The organism is Streptomyces sp. NPDC058295, from assembly GCF_042880655.1.
Taxonomy (GTDB): domain Bacteria; phylum Actinomycetota; class Actinomycetes; order Streptomycetales; family Streptomycetaceae; genus Streptomyces; species Streptomyces coriariae.
On record NZ_JBHVYO010000022.1, the window covers coordinates 12,299 to 28,282 of the forward strand.

The 15,984-nt window shown below is 74.7% G+C and carries 12 protein-coding genes; 3 read left to right on the forward strand and 9 right to left on the reverse strand.

The genetic code is table 11. The features are described from left to right. Positions 1-85: 85 nt before the first annotated feature. The 3 genes from ACFVYS_RS23575 to ACFVYS_RS23585 all read right to left on the reverse strand — a co-directional run bounded on the left by ACFVYS_RS23575 (position 86) and on the right by ACFVYS_RS23585 (position 2,936). On the reverse strand, positions 86-919 hold the full coding sequence (locus ACFVYS_RS23575; RefSeq protein ID WP_389504880.1) for a BTAD domain-containing putative transcriptional regulator: 834 nt from the start codon (positions 917-919) through the stop codon (positions 86-88). A 286-nt stretch (positions 920-1,205) separates the two neighbouring features. Next, the gene (locus tag ACFVYS_RS23580; protein ID WP_389504882.1) at positions 1,206-1,871 is read right to left on the reverse strand and encodes a ScbR family autoregulator-binding transcription factor; all 666 of its coding nucleotides are present in this window, start codon (positions 1,869-1,871) and stop codon (positions 1,206-1,208) included. Between the two features lie 852 nt (positions 1,872-2,723). After that, a complete protein-coding gene (locus ACFVYS_RS23585; protein WP_389504884.1) occupies positions 2,724-2,936 on the reverse strand; it encodes an acyl-CoA carboxylase subunit epsilon in 213 nt (70 codons plus the stop codon). 188 nt (positions 2,937-3,124) lie between these two features. Here ACFVYS_RS23585 and ACFVYS_RS23590 point away from each other — a divergent pair, with 188 nt between their 5' ends. After that, on the forward strand, positions 3,125-3,601 hold the full coding sequence (locus ACFVYS_RS23590; RefSeq protein WP_389504886.1) for a carboxymuconolactone decarboxylase family protein: 477 nt from the start codon (positions 3,125-3,127) through the stop codon (positions 3,599-3,601). 312 nt (positions 3,602-3,913) lie between these two features. On the opposite strand, the gene ACFVYS_RS23595 is transcribed toward ACFVYS_RS23590, so the two are convergent. The 3 genes from ACFVYS_RS23595 to ACFVYS_RS23605 form a co-directional block, all read right to left on the reverse strand. Continuing rightward, complete coding sequence (locus ACFVYS_RS23595; protein ID WP_389504888.1) at positions 3,914-4,270, reverse strand: DUF3099 domain-containing protein; 357 nt, start codon at positions 4,268-4,270, stop codon at positions 3,914-3,916. Positions 4,271-4,456: 186 nt separating this feature from the next. Next, positions 4,457-6,247: a cytochrome b N-terminal domain-containing protein gene (locus ACFVYS_RS23600; RefSeq protein ID WP_389504890.1), complete on the reverse strand. Its 1,791-nt coding sequence runs from the start codon at positions 6,245-6,247 to the stop codon at positions 4,457-4,459. Positions 6,248-6,704: 457 nt separating this feature from the next. Next, complete coding sequence (locus tag ACFVYS_RS23605; RefSeq protein WP_389504892.1) at positions 6,705-8,249, reverse strand: FAD-dependent oxidoreductase; 1,545 nt, start codon at positions 8,247-8,249, stop codon at positions 6,705-6,707. Positions 8,250-9,613: 1,364 nt separating this feature from the next. Here ACFVYS_RS23605 and ACFVYS_RS23610 point away from each other — a divergent pair. Together ACFVYS_RS23610 and ACFVYS_RS23615 are read left to right on the forward strand one after the other, a co-directional pair. Continuing rightward, a complete protein-coding gene (locus ACFVYS_RS23610) occupies positions 9,614-10,243 on the forward strand; it encodes a hypothetical protein (protein ID WP_389504894.1) in 630 nt (209 codons plus the stop codon). After that, positions 10,240-10,422 (forward strand): hypothetical protein, encoded by a 183-nt coding sequence (locus tag ACFVYS_RS23615; RefSeq protein ID WP_389504896.1) that lies wholly within the window; start codon positions 10,240-10,242, stop codon positions 10,420-10,422. Before ACFVYS_RS23610 ends, ACFVYS_RS23615 begins: the two co-directional genes overlap by 4 nt. Before the next feature lie 636 nt (positions 10,423-11,058). Here the strand turns inward: ACFVYS_RS23615 and ACFVYS_RS23620 are convergent. The 3 genes from ACFVYS_RS23620 to ACFVYS_RS23630 form a co-directional block, all read right to left on the reverse strand. Next, positions 11,059-13,113 carry an FAD/NAD(P)-binding protein gene (locus tag ACFVYS_RS23620; RefSeq protein ID WP_389504897.1) on the reverse strand — a complete coding sequence of 685 codons (2,055 nt, stop codon included), beginning with the start codon at positions 13,111-13,113 and terminating at the stop codon, positions 11,059-11,061. 77 nt (positions 13,114-13,190) lie between these two features. Further along, positions 13,191-14,168, reverse strand: coding sequence for a 3-oxoacyl-ACP synthase III family protein (locus ACFVYS_RS23625; RefSeq protein WP_389504899.1), 978 nt, complete (start codon positions 14,166-14,168; stop codon positions 13,191-13,193). Positions 14,169-15,664: 1,496 nt separating this feature from the next. Continuing rightward, positions 15,665-15,934 (reverse strand): hypothetical protein, encoded by a 270-nt coding sequence (locus ACFVYS_RS23630; RefSeq protein WP_389504900.1) that lies wholly within the window; start codon positions 15,932-15,934, stop codon positions 15,665-15,667. Positions 15,935-15,984 lie beyond the last annotated feature (50 nt).

Here is a 15,984-nt window from a genome sequence, read left to right on the forward strand (position 1 = left end):
TCCGCGGGAAGACGCCGGGAACGAAAAGAGACGCGGCAACATGCGGTAAATCCGCATATTGCCGCGCCGGGTCCGGACGCCGGGTTCAGCTGCGCACCAGGCGGGACTGACGGCCGCCGGCGGTGCGGGCGGGCCCGGTCTCGGGGCCGGCCATGAGGATCATCTGCTGCACCCGGCGCAGCACGGCGGACGGCTCGAGTCCCAGTTCGCGCACGAGCGTGACCCGGATGCGCTGGTACGCCTCCAGGGCCTCGCCGCGCCGTCCGGAGCGGTGCAGGGCCAGCATGTACTGCCCGTGCAGGTTCTCGTGGGTGGGATAGCGGTTGACCAGGACGGTGAGTTCGACGAGCAGGTCACGGTGGCGGCCCAGCCGCAGTTCCGCCTCGATGCGCTGGTCGAGTGCGCACAGCCGCATCTCCTCGAGGCGCCTGGCCTCCATCTCGAGCTGCGGCCCGGCCTGCACATCGGCGAACGCGGGCCCGGTCCACAGGGCCAGCGCCTCCCCCAGGTGGCGCGCCGCGCCCTGGAAGTCGCCGGCGCGCATCGCCCGGTAGCCGACACCCGTCAGGCGCTCCAGCTCCCGTACGTCGAGGGTGCCGCCGGCACTGTCGAGCAGATAGCCGCCGGGCTGGGTGACCAGGACCTCCTTGGCGGTCCTGGCCGCCCCGTCGCCCTCGCGCCCCTTGCCCAGGGCCGCCGTGATGAGTTCGCGCAGCTGGAGCACGTAGGTCTGGAGAATGGTGCGGGCGGTGCGCGGCGGGCGGTCGCCCCACAGTTCCTCGGTCAGCGACGCCACGGGCACCACCCGGCCGGCGTGGAGTGCGAGCAGGGCGAGCAGCTGCCTCGGCTTCGGTGCGGTGGGCATCACGGCGGCACCGTTCAGTGTGATCTCGAAGGTGCCCATTAACCGGATGTTCACGTGGTCTCCCCCAGTCTCGTGCCCAAGTGCTCCGGATTTCTTGCGAGCATCAACAGACGGCACCCCGGGAAACAAGCACCTCAAAAAACAGGGCGACCGGTCTGTTGCTATTAAAGCACACACCTGTGCCCATCAACGAATGATTCATACACGCAATTCCGCGGGCCGCAAAAATGCATTTTTCTGATGCGCTACGGACCCGAAAGCGGTTTCTCGCGCAACATCACGGAGTCCGGCCCCGGGGAAACCGCAGCCGGTGACGGCGATAAATAAACCGTATGGTCGGCTATGCGGGGCGGTCGGTCGGCGCCGGCGCGCGGCGCGGCGGTGCCGTCCAGGGACCCGATCCCGCGCAGAGCAGCCGGTCCAGGCAGTGCTCGGCGGCCAGCCGCGGCAGCAGCAGCTCCCACAAGCGGGTGACGCTCTGCGCGGACAGCCAGCGGGCGTCCGCGCTGCCGAGCACCTGGAAGCCCGTGGTCGCCGCGACGATGACGCGGGCGGCGTCCGCGGCGCACACCCCCTGCGCGAGAGCGCCGCTGCGCTCGGCCTCGCGCAGGCTCTCCTCGATCCAGTGCTGCCATTCGCGGCGCAGCGGGGAGTTGGTGCGGCGTGAGATGTCCCCGGCGAGTTCGAAGCCTCCGCAGGCCACCGCGTCCTGGGCCAGGTGGTGCATCAGCGCGTGCGTGGCGTCCACCACCGTCTGCAGGATGCCGCCGGGCCGGCTGCGCGCCGCGCGGATGATGCTCCGGACCACTTCGGTGGCCTCCGCCTCCACCGCCTCGGCGAGCGCCCCTTTGTGGGCGAAGTGGAAATGGAGGGCCCCGCTGCTGACACCGGCCCGCTCGCTGATGGCCCGGAGCGAGGCGTGCACGAAGCCCTCCTCGGCGAACACCTCCGCCGCGGCCTGGATCAGCGCACGCCGCGTGCGCAGGGCACGCCCCTGTCCGTCCATGTGCCGCCTCCTTCGCTCCGGGTCCCCGCGCGTCCGACGGCCGCGCGGCTGCTGCGGGGGCTGCCGTGCCTGCCGCAGACCGGCCCGGCCTGCCCGGTGCGCAGCACCGGACAGGAAACGGGCCCCCGCCTCGCGGGTCTCGCCTCGCGGGTTCCGGCCCTGCGGATCCGAGCCTCGTGGGTCCCCGCTTCTCGGGTCCCCGCCTAGCGGATTCCGATCCTGCGGATCCGGGCCTCACTGATCCCCGCTTCTCGGGTCCCGCCCCTCGGATTCCGGCCCTGCGGATCCGGGCCTCGGCTTCCGGCCGGACCGCTCACGTCACCGGCCGCGGCGTGCCCGGCGGCGCAGTACGGATGCATCGGCCCGGCCCGGTGCCTCTCGGACCCTGTGCTCCTCGGACCTGCCTGACTGGCCGTCGTCCGGCGCATGGCCTCGGGGTGACCGGCCCCGGCCGCCCTGCCGCCGGGCCGGGCGCCGGGGCCGGGCAGGCGGGTCCGATCGCCGGAGCCGGGCGGGCAGGTCCGATCGCCGGAGCCGGGCGCCGGGTCCGGGCGGGACCAGGCTCCGGGTCCAGGTGGGGCCGGGCGCCGGGGCCAGGCGGGCTGATCCGGGCGGGTGGGGCCGGGTGCCGGGGCCAGGCAGGCGGGTCCGGGCGGGCAGGGCCGGTCGCGGATCGCGGCGCGTCGCGCCGGCCGGCCTCGCGCCGGGCGGCCCGGTCCCCGGCGGGGCGGATGCGCCGGTGTCGCACGTGTCCTCCCCTCCCCCGGGTGCGGGCAAGCCCCGCGTGAGCGGCCGCATCCTGCCGGACCGCTCATGCGGTCGGGTGGGGAGGGGCCGGCGCGCTCTGCTCCGTCATCTCCAGCTGCGCGGGGACAGGTAGGAGGGGCTCCTGTCCCAGCGCTTCCAGCGCGCGGCCCGGTGCTGTTCCTTGGCGTCCGGCTGCCCTTCGCCGCTGCGTCCGGCGGCCAGCGCGACCAACGTGACGGTGACCGCGGCGAGTTCCTCCGCGCTCGCGCGCCCCCGCTCGATCCTGAACAGGCCGGCCGCTTCTTCGCTACCGCTCATCGGCACCTCCCTCGCCTCGGGCTCAGCGTCCGGTACCTGGCTCGAGGAAGGCTCGGGACTGTCTCGACGGGCGGGGCGGCGGGCGGGCGGGTGGGCGGGGTCCGGTGTGCGTCCTGGCCGCCGCCGTCACATCCCGCGGGGCGCCGTCGTCGTAGAGGTGTATCTGCCCACAACGCAAGGGACACGTCATGGAAGCCCGTCTGAACCTGTCCGCCGACCCGCTCGCCGGCAGGGTGCTGCGGCACATCAACACCGCGAGCATGGTGATCATCAAGGAGTCGGCGCTGCCGAGGACGACCCAGAACCTGGTGATGCTCCGCGCCAGTCAGGTCAACGGCTGCGGTTACTGCACCGACGTACACAGCAAGGACCTCGCGCACGCCGGGGAGAGCGCGGTGCGCGTCAACCTGGTCGCGGCCTGGCGGGAGTCGGACGTCTTCACCGAGGCCGAGCGCGCCGCGCTGGAACTGGCGGAGCAGGGCACGCGGATCGCCGACGCGGCCGGCGGGGTCACGGACGAGGTGTGGGCGAACGCCGCCGCGCACTTCGACGAGGAGCAGCTCACCGCGTTGACGCTGCTCATCGCTCTCATCAACGCCACCAACCGTCTGCTCGTCATCAACCGCCAGCCCGGCGGCGGTTACCGGCCCGGCCAGCTCGGATAGGCAGGAGCACGCGGCCGGACGGCCGGGCACGGCCGGGCGCCCGGCGGCCGGGCGCGGCGGGCGCCGGTCGTGCTGGTGCCGGAGCGGGAGTGGCGTCGGCACCGGAACCGGCCCCGCCCCGGGGATCCCTGCGCCTGCCCGGCCGGCGGGCCGCAGGCCGGGCAGGGCCGTGCGGTGCGTCGCACGGCAGGAGACGGGCTGGGGTGGTGCGTTGCGGGTGCAGGCGTGTCTGCGGGTGGAGCAGGTGCTCATCGGGCCCGGCGGGTGTGGGGGCCGGTGTGCGCGGTGCCGGTGTGCGGGGCCGGTGCCGGGTCAGGCCGCGGTGTCGTGTTGCGGCGGCAGGATCAGGGTGGGTTCGAGGGGGACGCGGACGGCGGGCTCCTCGCGGGCCGGTACCGGTGCCAGGACGGGCCGGGTGCCCCGTTGCCGGCCCCATCCCGCCTGGGCGGCCACCACGGCGACGTAGGGGATGACGAGCCCGCCGGCCAGGGCGCAGACGGCCAGGGCGGGCCAGCGGTTCCAGGTGGTGGCCATCACGACCACGCAGGCGGTGCGTACCAGCATGGCCGCGAGGTAGCGGCGCTGGCGGCCGCGCACGTCCTGTGACAGGCCGGGGCGTGCCCGGGTGATGGACGCGGGCCGGGGGCCGTGCCGGGGGGTGGGGTTCATCGGGCCTTCCCTGAGCGCTTCGGCGGTGGCTGTGGCGCCGGACGGGCCGGACGGGGAAAGCGGGCTCCCCGCCGGGCTCCCTGCGGAGCCGGGCGGGCAGCCCGCGCTGTGCGGAGGTGTCGCCGGTGCGGGCCGGCGGCGGTGGCGGGGCGGGGGGTCTGTCCCCTGGCCGCCCGCGCCGCCGGGTCAGTGCTGTTCCTGGTCCGGTTCGCGGCCGTGGAGGGAGGGCTGACGGCCGGTTTCCAGCTGCCCCTGCGATGAGCCGTGCCCGTTGGCCGAACCGTGGCCGTTCGCGGAGCCGTGTCCGTTGGCCGAACCGTGGCCGTTGGCGGAGCCGTGTCCGCCTGCGGCGTGGTCGAGGTGTTCCAGGGCCTGCCGCATCTCCTGCGGGGTCGGTTTGGGGACCTGTCCGGCGTGCAGCCAGTGGCTGAGCCGGTGGCGCAGCATCTGCTTGCGGGCCTGCGGGTTGCTCACGCCGTCGTGTTCGGCGGCGGGGGCCGGCAGCGGCTCGGGGATCTGCCGGGACAGCAGCATGTATTCCTGTCCGCGGTCCAGGCGGGCGTGGACCTCGACGAATTCGCCGTGCGGCAGCCGCTTGATCTTCCCGGTCTCGCGGCCGTGCAGGAGCTTGTCGCGGTCGCGCAGCTGCAGGCCCAGGCAGATCCGCCGGGTGATGACGTACGTCAGTGCCGGGACGAGGAAGAACCCGATCCGTACCGCCCAGGTGATCTGGTTCAGGGACAGATGGAAGCGTTCGGCCAGGATGTCGTTGGCGCCGCCGAACAGCAGCACCAGGTACAGCGCGACGAAGGCGCAGCCGAACGCGGTGCGGGCGGGATGGTCGCGCGGCCGGTCCAGGAGGTGGTGTTCCTCCTTGTCGCCGGTGATCCAGGCTTCCAGGAACGGCCACAGGCCGAGGACGAGCATCATCACCGTGGGCAGGATGACGGCGGGTATCAGGACGCCGAAGCTGACGGTGTAGCCGCCCGGGACGGTCCATTCCCAGGCGGGCATGGCCCGCAGGGAGCCTTCGAGGAAGCCCATGTACCAGTCGGGCTGGGAGCCCTGGGAGATCTGGTCGGAGCGGTAGGGGCCGTACGTCCACACGGGGTTGATCTGGGCGATGCCCGCCAGCAGCGCGAGGACCCCGGAGACCAGGAAGAAGAAGCCGCCGGCCTTGGCCGTGTAGTGCGGCATCAGGGGCTGGCCGACGACGTTGTTCTCGGTGCGGCCCGGGCCCCGGAACTGGGTGTGTTTGTGGTAGAAGACCAGGATCAGGTGGATGACGGTCAGGGCCAGCATGATGCCGGGGATCAGCAGGATGTGCAGGCCGTAGAACCGGGGCACGATGTCGGTGCCGGGATACTCCCCGCCGAACAGGAACAGCGTGGCGTAGGTGCCGACCACCGGGATGGCGAGGGTGACGCCCTCGGCGATGCGCAGGCCGGTGCCCGAGAGCAGGTCGTCGGGCAGTGAGTACCCGACGAAGCCCTCCAGGATGACCAGGACGAGGATCACGAAGCCGATCAGCCAGTTGACCTCGCGCGGCTTGCGGAACGCGCCGGTCAGGAAGTGGCGCAGGGTGTGCGCGCACAGCGCGGCGATCATGATCAGGGCCGACCAGTGGTGCAGCTGGCGGATGAACAGGCCGCCGCGTACCTCGAAGCTGATCTCGACGGTGGAGGCGTAGGCCTGCGACATCGGGATGCCCTGGAGCGGCACGTAGGGGCCGTTGTAGACGGTCTCGGCCATGCTCGGATCGAAGAACAGGGTGAGCCAGGTCCCGGTCAGGATGAGGATGATGAAGCTGTAGAGCGCGATCTCGCCGAACATGAACGACCAGTGTTCGGGGAAGACCTTGCGGGCCAGGAACCCGAAGTTGTAGATCCCCAGCCGCCCGTCGGCCCAGTCGGCGACCCGCTCCCCCTTGGGCGCTTCGGTGCGCCCGCTGGGCGCAGCCTCCTCGATCGTGCTCATACCCGCGCGCCCTCCTGTCGCCGCTCGGCTGTCACGGGCACGCCCGGTCCGGCCGCCGGGCGGCCCGTGGCGGGAGCGGCCCGCCGCGGCGCAGGCGGGCCCGTGCCCTGAAGCGGTTCGAACGCTATCCACGCGTGAGGAGGGCGAACAACCGGGCTCAAGCGATCCTCAAGCGGTAACTCGGGGTGCGACTGCGGCCGCAAGGGGGCTGGTGTGCGGGCGAGTTGGCAGCCGGCCGGGCGGGCGGCGCTCCTGTGCGGGCGCAACGGGCCCTGCGGTGCGGGCGGGTTGGCGGTGTGCGGGCTCCGCCGGATGGCCAAATTGGTTTGCGTCGGGGCTGGTTGCTGCATGCCGGTCATCTTCGAAGCGTAGGACCGCACCCCTGCGGCAGGCGACGGTGCGAGGTGGCCATGCGGCGGGAATCCGCCACCGGGCGGACCGTCGGCGCGGCGGGTGTTCACGGCCGGTGCAGTTCGCCGGCCGGCGCCGCGGCCGGCGGGCCGGCGGGCCGCGGCCGGGCGGTGCCGGCAACGGCGCCCGTCCCGGCGGCGGGTGCATCCGGTGCGGCGGGGCGGCGCTTTCGCGCCTGCGGGCCGTGGGTGAGGCTGGGCGGCCCCGGCACCGGCTCGTGCGGGGCGCGCAGTGCGGCGCGCAGCGCGCCGGGGCGCAGTGCGGCGGCGGGCGGGGCGGGCGTCTGGTGCTGCTGGAGCAGGAGTGTCGCCGCGTAGGGGTCGGTGGTCGCGGCGGCCGCCATCCGGGCCGCGTAGCGCCGGCCGAGCCGGGTGCGCAGGCCGGGCGGGCGGGCGGGGTCCTCACGTGGCGTGTGCGGGCCGCGGATGCTCGCCTGCCAGGCCGGGGCGACGCGGTGGGCGAGGGCCCGGCGCAGCCGGTGGCCGAGGCCGACGGCGGTTCCGTGGGCGGTGAGCATGTGGTCCAGGACGAGGGCGCACTGCACGGCGAGCGTCATGCCGTGACCGGGGCCGTGGCCGTGGGCCGGGGGGAGGTCGGCGAGGGCGTCGCCGACGACGAGGAACTGGTCGGGCCAGCGGCGCAGTTTCTCGTAGTGGTGCCAGCGGTGGGTGGTGCGGGCGCAGCCGTAGACCGGGCCGAGCGGTGTGGCGGCCTCGAGGAGGTCGCGCAGCAGGGGGTGGGGCAGGGCGCCCGCGGCCCGCAGCAGGCTCTCGTGGTCGGTGGGCGGCGCGGTGGCGTCGGCGCAGCTGAGCGAGACCGACCAGCGGCCGCCTTCGACGGGGTCGAGCGTGCCCTGGCGGGGGTTGCCGGGCGAGGCCATGAGCAGCAGGCTCTTGAAGTCGGCGACATGGCCGACGGGCGGCGCGAACACGGCGGTGGCGCGGGTGGCGGTGGCGGTGGCGGCGGTGTGCGGGGGCGGCGGGTAGCCGAGTTCGGCCAGCCAGCGGGGGGCGTGTGAGTGGCGTCCGCAGGCGTCCACGACGAAGTCGGCGCGGATCAGTCGCCGGGGTGTCCAGCCGCCGGGTGCCTGCCGGTCCCGGCCGCGGGCCCAGACGCCGGTGACGGTGTCGTTGCCGCCTTCCTCCAGGGCGACGGCCTCGTGTCCGGGCAGGAAGGCGACTTTGGGGTCGGCGCGCAGCCGGTCGCGCAGCACCGAGTCGGTCAGGTCGCGGCCGGCGCTGAGCAGCGACAGGCCCGAGTCGAAGCGGGGCAGCCAGCCGCCGGGGCCGAGCAGCAGCATGTCCTCGGGCATGCGCACGCGGACCGCTCCGGCGCGGGTGAGGTCGGCGAGGACGCCGGGGAAGAGCTGCTCCAGGCCTTGCTGGGCGGGGGTGGTGAGGCTGTGGGTGTGGCGTGCCTGGGGCAGGCCCCGGCGGCGCCCGGGGCCGCGGGGAAGCCAGTCGCGTTCGATCACGGTGACCCGGTCCATGAAGTTGGCCAGGGCCCGTGCCGCGGTGAGCCCGGCGAGGCTGGAGCCGATCACGACGGCGTGGCCGTGGCCACCTGCGTCCAGATGTGCGTGCGGACTCAACTCGGCGGCCCTCCCTGAGCGTTGTGGTTGCATCATGCGGTGCGTGGCCGTCCGCGGGCAGGGCGCGTTCCGGCCGCCCGCGGGCCGCCGGCGCCGCCGCGCTCGTACGGAAGACGGCCCTGCAGCCCGGGGCCGGGCGGGCGACATGCCTGGTGGGGCGGGTACGCCGGGCCGGCGGGCGGCCGCGCCCCGGACGGCCGGACGGCGCCGGGTGGCGGCGGCCGCCGGGCCGGGGGTTCAAGCCGATGTCGAGCGATTCACGAGCCGGACCCGAGCACGCGTCGAGCGCACGGCGTGCGGCACATGGCTCAGGGCGTGCGGCACACGGCGTGCGGCACATGGTTCACGGCGTGCGGCTCACGGCGTGCGGCACATGGTTCACGGCGTGCGGCTCACGGCTCACGGTGTGCGGCTCAGCGCCGGGGGCGGGCGCGGAGGCCTGGGTCGAGGGGTGGGCGCGTAGGCCGGGGCCCAGGGGCCAGGCACGGCGGCCGGGAGCGGAGGCCGGGGGCGGAGGCCGGGGGCGGAGGCCGGGGTTGGGGCGCGGGCGCAGAAGCCGGGGCCGGGACCCGGGGGCGGGCGCGGAGTCCGGGGATGCGGTTGGGGGTTGGAGGCCGGGCACGGCGGCCGGGGGCCCGGGGACGGGTGCCGGGCGCGGAGGGCCGGGGGTCTGCCGGTGCCGGCCGGATCGGGGAAGGCGTCCGGCACTCAACCGCCCCTCCCCCGGGCCGGGTACGGGAACCGGGGAGCCGGAGACGGGTGCCGGGCGCGGAGGGCCGGGGGGCTGCCGGTGCCGGCCGGGCCGGGAAGGCGTCCGGCACTCAACCCTCCCTCCCCCGGGCCGGGGCGGGAGCGATCGGGCGGGAGCACCGGAGCGGCGGCCCTCGCCTGCGCCGGGCCCGTACCTGCCGCGTACGGCGCGGCGCGGCGTGCGGCGGGTGGTGGTGCGTGCCGGGGAGGGGGCGGGGGGCGGGGGGTCTGGAGTTCCCCTTTAGACGCGATCCATTGCGAATGGTGCGCGTTGACACTCTCATTTGGCCCGTGGAAGTCTCCCGAGTGCACCCATAGTCACGTCTGGGCAGCATCGGGGGGTCGGAACGCACATGGCGTGTTTTGTCCGCTGACACATCAGGGCCGGTATCCGCCGGGCCGGATCCGAATACTTTCTGCCGGGATTTCCCGGTCCAGACCGTCCGGTCGTCACCGCGGCGCTTGTCCGTGGTCCCGGTGCGGGTTCCGGCCGCAGCGGCCCTTTTCCCTCTTTTTCTGAGGGTCACCGATCCGACATCGAACGCAGCGATCAGCACGGGGAATCGATGTGATCCGTGCCGGCTGCCGGGTGAGCCACCTCATGAAGGAGATTCATGGAGTTTCACGCATGCCCCGGACATCACACCCCACAGCTGCGCGCGGCGGCCGGGTCCGTCCTGTGTGCCGCGTGCATCGGGCAGGTGGAGTGCGGCCTGCGTACGCTTCCCGGGCTGTACCGGGAGAGTCTGCACAGCGTATCGCCGGTGTCCAGGCGGCCGAGCCGGACGAAGGTGTCCGGGAGCCGCAGCGGGGACCAGCTGAACGTGTCGGCGCTCGACACCCGGCAGAACATCCTCGCCGTTTTGGAGTCGTGGTCGGAATTCGTTGTGGAACAGCTCGGGAAATCCGCCCCGCAGCGGTCGGTTCCGCAGCTGGCGCGGTTTCTGCTGCTCCATGTGGGGTGGCTCGTGGCGCAGCCGGCGGCCGGTGACTTCGCGGAGGAGATCGAGGCTCTGCGGGCGGAACTGCTGGGCGCGGTCGATCCGGGACCCGGTGATTTCCGCGCCCTCATCACGGAGTGCGTGGTGGACAACTGCCCGGGGACGATCAGTACCTCGTCGCATCGCGCCGGGAACACGGGCGGGAGCAGCATCGGGTGCTCGTCGGGGCATACCTGGGAAATGCATGAGTGGATTTTGCTGCGGCCGCTGGTGGAGCGGCGGCGGCAGGCGGTCAGCGCATGAGCAGGCCGCCGCGTCACCGGCTCGTTCCCACGAATGTGGCCGCTCTGGCGGCGGGTGTGTCCGAGGCGACCATCCGCAAGTGGGTGAGCCGGGGGAAGATCACGCGCTACGGCACGCCGGGCCGCTCGGAGTTCGACATCGACGAGCTCACCCAGATCGCTCTGCGGCGCCGGCCCTGACACCGTAGCCGTCCCTGCGGTGCGGCGGCCGTGGTGTCGCGCGGGCCGGCGGGGTATGCGGGTGCGGGCCCCGCCGTGCGGGGGCGAGCGCGGCCGTGCGGGTGCGCGCGCCGGGGACGGTGCTTTGCCTGACCGGCCGGGAGGGCGGCCCTGGGCCGGGGCCGCGGGCCGCGCCCGGTCGCGGTCGCGGCCGGCGCCGCCCAGGGGCAGCTGCCGGGAGGCGGTGCAGCCGCGGTGTGCCCCGGCGGCGTCGACACCGTCCCGTCCTGGGCAGCTTCCGGGCGGTGGGCTCCCCCTGCTCTGCCGGCGCCGCCACCGGGCGGGGCCGGCGGACTTGCCGGGCCCGGGCCGTCAGGAGGGAGACGGGCCGCCATGCCCGGCGCGTGCCGGGCAGTGGGCGCCACCGGACCGGTGCCGGACCGGTGCCGCGCCTGGACCCCGCACCCTGTGCCGCCGCGCTGTTACCGGAGTTGCCGCGGCGCCGGGCCGGCATGGCCCGCGGCCGCGCAGCGTCGGACGGCCGCGGCCGGGGGCCCGCAGCGGCGCGAGCGGCGCGGAGTCCGGCTGCCGGCCGGGCCGGCAGCCGGGCCAAGGGCCGGCCGGGGTACAGGCCGGCCGGTGGTGAGGTGGTCGGTGTCAGTGGGCCGGTGTGAGTCCTGGGTGTGGTGTGGGGCTCTGTCCGCCCGGTGGGTTCGTGCCGGTGGTGCCGGTGCTGTGCTGCGGGCCGGCGCCGGGGGTGGTGGCGGTGCAGACGAGTGCGGCGCGGGCGATGGCGTCGGAGTCGGTGAGGGTGACGGAGTTGACGCCGGGCCGGATGCCCGCGGCCGTCACCCAGTGCACCGACTCGGTGGGCACGCCGAAGGCGAACCGGCGCGGGTGCGGCCGCCCGGCCGCGTCGATGAGGCGGAACGGCCGTGCGGTGACGGCCAGTCCGTCGCTTTCGTAGGCGTCGGCGCGGCGGGTGCGGATGCGGTAGGCGGTGCACTGGCCGGTGGCCAGCAGGTGGCGCAGGAGCGGGTCGCCGGTGCGGCTGAGGGTGATGTCGGGCAGGCGGGCCTCGACGAGGGCGTCCACCCGCAGCGCCGAGCCGGGTACCAGTGGTGACCTGACGGTGTATCCGGCGCGGCCGGCCCCGGCGTCGGCTTCGGCGCCGTCGTCGATGTCGATGTCGATGTCGACGTGTACCTGCGGTCCGACGACGTGCAGCACGCCGGCCTCGATCAGCGCGATCATCTCCTCGACGCGCCGGGCGGGCGGTCCGATGGAGAGGTAGGCGTTGAGCGGGGTGTACCAGCGGTCCAGGTCGGTGCGGTAGGAGTCGCCGTGCAGGCCGCCGTGGTCGACGGCGAGGCGGATCTCGTTGCGCAGGTCGCGCAGGACGTCCAGGGCCGCTTTGAGGGGGCCGCTGACGTTGCCGCAGTGGGCTTCGGCGACGTCCTCGCGCAGGTGGTCCAGGAGCCAGCCGGTGAAGTCGCCGGGGCCGGTGAACTCGCGGTCGCGGTAGGGGCGGGCGATCAGTTCCCAGTCCCAGCGGTCCTTCTCGCCGATGCCGTAGGCGGCGATGACGGCGTCGGTGTGCCGCTGGTGCGGGCCGGCCGCGAGGTAGTCGTCCTGGAACTGCTGTGCCTCGGCGGTGTAGCCGCGGGAGGTGAGCAGGGTGCGGTAGTAGACGGTCTCGACCTCGCGGGAGATCAGCGGCCACAGCTGGTCCTTGAAGTCCAGGCCGGTGCTCTCGTGGGTGCGGCGCAGCCGGGCGATGCGTTCGGCGCTCAGCAGGAGGGGTTCGTGGCGGCCGTGGGGGCCTTTCTCGTTCTCGCCGCGGGCCTGGTAGGGGATGCCGCGCCGGGATGCGGCGTGGATCTGCGGTTCGTGTCCGCTGGGGTGGTAGACGAGGTGGCCGCCGACGCGGGAGAAGGTGCCGCCGCGGCCGGCGGTGAGCTGGGCGAGGTAGTCGAAGAAGTTCAGGCCGAGGCCGCGCAGCAGGACGGGCGTGCCGGGGGGCAGGACGTCGAGGTCGACGTCGGCGGGGTTGGCGGGCGCGATGTGGAGCAGTCCTGCCTGCCGGGCCCGGGCGGTGAAGTCGCGTTCGGCGGCGTCCGCGCGGGCCGGGAGGTGTCCCTGGCACAGGATCACCGCGTCCAGGCCGTCGAGGACGGTGTGGTCGGCGAGGGTCACCCGCTGCAGGGTGGGGTCCTCGGTGTCCGGGTCGTCGTCGAGGGCGACGGCGAGGTGGGGGTGGGTGCTGAAGGTCAGTCCTGCGGGTGCGCCGGAGGTGACGCGCTGGTAGGCCCAGTGCAGGTAGCGGCCGTAGAAGGCGCGGGTGGGGTAGGTGTCGGGGCCCAGGCGGCGGGCTTCGGTGAGGGCTTCGGCCGGGTGGTCGTCGCCGAACTCGCCCGCGCCCAGGGCGACGGCCCACTCGTGCAGGCTGGGTCCGGGTTCCAGGGGGCCGCGCAGGTCCACGCTTTCGTCGGTGAACACCGATATCTGTCCGGCGACGGTGTTCATGAGCAGGTGAGGTGACTGGTCGGTGCGCCACACCTTGCCGGGGCCGGGCGGGTAGGGGTCGACGACATGGACGTGGACGGTGCTGGGCTCGGGCTGCGAGCGGAAGTTGGCGCACAGCCGCTCGAGAACCGACAGTCCGCGCGGGCCGGCGCCGATCACGCACACAGAGCGATGTCTCGTTGTCATGTTTCCTGTTTCTGCCGATGTCGAGCAACAGAGCGAGGGCTGGCGGGCGCAGGGCTGCGGGGGCTCCTGGGGCCCCGTCACCACTCGAGGAGCGCGAAGCCCGCCGCCATGCCGCCGCCGAAGCCGGCCAGCAGGACCAGCTCGCCCGGGCGCAGGGCGCCGGCGCGGGCGGCCTCGTCCAGGGTGATCGGGACGGAGGCGGCGCCGGTGTTGCCGTAGCGGGTCAGCGTCAGGTGCATGGTGGCGCGGGACAGGGCCAGTTCCGCGAAGACGGTGTCGAGCATGACGCCGTTGGCCTGGTGCGGGACGAAGTGGCTGATGTCGTCGGGGGCGACGCCGGCCTCGTGCAGGAACTGCTTGGTCAGCTGCGGCAGGCGGTCCTCGACGAAGCGGCGTACCGCTCGCCCGTCCATGGTGAAGTACTGTCCGCCGGCCTGCAGGGCCTCCTGGCCCAGGGGCAGCCGGCTGCCGCCGGCGGGCACCTGGATGAGGTCGGTCAGTTCGCCGAAGGTGTGGTGGGCGACGTGCCGGACGCGGGCGCCGTGGCCGGTGCGGCCCAGGACCATCGCGCCGGCGCCGTCGCCGAACAGGACGACCGTCTTGCGGTCGAGGGGGTTGAGGATGCGCGAGTACAGGTCGGCGCCGATGACGAGGGCGTGGCCGCCGTGCCGGGCGAGGATGCCCTCGACCGCGGTGAGGGCGAACACCTCGCCGGAGCAGACGGCGTTGACGTCGAAGGCGGCCGCGCCGGCCGCGCCGAGGCGGTGCTGGACGTAGGCGGCGGTGGGCGGCTGCGGCCGGTCGGGGGTGGAGGTGGCGACCACGATCACGGACAGCTGGCCGGGGGTGATGCCGGCCGATTCCAGCGCGGCCCGTCCCGCGGCCGCCGCCAGGTCGGAGGTGGCCTGGCCGTCGGCGGCCCAGCGGCGCTCGCGGATCTGTGTCTTGCCGGTGATCCAGGCGTCGTCGACCCCGGCCGCCGCACCGGCCTCGTCGTTGGAGACAACCCGGTCCGGCACATAGGCGCCCGTACCGAGGATCCTGACGTCGGTCATGCTCCTGCCCTCCTCTCACGTGGTGGTGCGCTGGCTGTACGAACGGCCGGCGGGTGCGCGGCCGTGACTGACCCGGACGCGGTCGGCCCGCGGGGGCCGGCGCCGGTCCTGGTCCTTGCCGATCCGGCACCCGGGACGTCACTTGACGGCGCCGGGACGGCCCCTGCAGGTATCGGGGCGGCGTGTGCCGGCGGCCATCGGGGCGGCGTGTGCCGGGAAGCTGTGCGGCCGTGTGCCGGGAAACTGTGGGGCCTGGCCGCTCCCGCTCAGGCAGGTGCGGAGCCGGCCGGGCGCCGGGGGGTGCTTGTACCCGTGGTCGTGCCGGGCTTCGTGCCGGGCAGATGCGGATGCGGGCGCGGGGCGGCCGGGCGGGTGGCCCGGACGGCTTCGCCCGGCCGCACAGTGATCCGCCCGGCCTGCCGGCCGCGTTCACCCCCCGCAAGGCCGTGGCGGCAGCGGGGCGCAGGAGCACGCCGGCCGGGGTGATCGGGGTGAGGCGGGGCGGCGGGTGCGGCCCGGCGGCCGGCGGCGAAGGCGCCGGGCCGGACCGGGCGCGGCCGGGCTGACGCGCGGTCACCGGGCTGCGGCGGCGCGGGCCGCGAGCATGCCCGGCGCGGCCCCGGACCGGCGCGGCAGCGAAGCGGACTGCCGCCCGCCTGCCGCCTGCCGCCTGCCGCCTGCCGCCTGCCGCCTGCCGCCTGCTGCCTGCTGCCTGCTGCCTGCTGCCTGCTGCCTGCTGAACGCTGCCGGTCCGGTGGCGGTTCGTGTGCGGGGAGGTCCGTGCCGCGGGCAGGGTGGAGCGTCCCCGGGCGGGGCCACCGCCCGCCGCAGTCACGGCAGTTGCGGGGGCGCGCCGTGACCGGCCGGGATCCGGCGCGGCGCCGGGCCCCGGCCGGTGAACGGGGGCGGTACGCAGCTGGGGCGGCTGTGAACACAGCTGCCCTGAAGGGAAGTCGGCGTCCGTACGGTGCCGGGGCCGGCGCCTCGGGGCGGGGTGCCGTTGTGGCGGTGTGCGTGAAGTCCGCACGGCACGGCGGGAGTTGCCCCCGCATGCAGGCCGCCCGGCGGCGGGCCCGCCGTGGCATGCGGGCGGGGACGCACGAGGGGGAAGGGCGGTGCGGTGGCGGGCTGGGGTGGGTCTCGCCGGCGGGAAGGCGGCGGCTGCGGTACCCGGCCGGACCGGAACGACTTCCGGGCAGGGGTAGCGCCCGGGAATAGTGACACGGGTGGCGTCCCCACGCCAAGAGCCTCTCGAAGTGATGCAGGTCACCCGGGTGGTGTTCGCGGGGTGCCGGGAGTGCGGCGCAGCGGCGGCGACGGCGGGTCCCCCGGTCACGGGCGGGCCGGGCACGGACCGGGTGAGGCTGCGTCAGCTGCGGGCCGGCCGGCCCCCTCCCCCTTCCCTCCTCTCCCTTCCCTCCCCCCTCTTCTCTCCCCCCTCTTCCCTTCCGTCTTCCCTTTTTCTGGGGCCGGGGAGGCCGGCTCGGGGGCTGCCGTCAGGAGGAGTTGGCGGGGCCGGCATCGGCCGCCGCCTGGTGGGCGGCTTCGGCGACCGCGTCGCGCGGCCTGAAAAAGGCCACCTTGTCCATCAGCAGCAGGACGAGCACGGCCGCGGCGCCGAGTACGCCGACGGCGCGCAGCGCCAGGGCGTGTCCGTCGGTCTGTGCGCTCCGCGGAAGGATTCCGTCCGCGACGCGGCCGTCGGCGTGGCGCAGGGTGAGCGGGACCAGGGTGGCCAGGCCGAGCAAGGCGCCGATCTGCTGCATGGCGCCCTGCACGCCGGAACCCAGGCCCGCGTCCTGGCCGGTGACCTGGT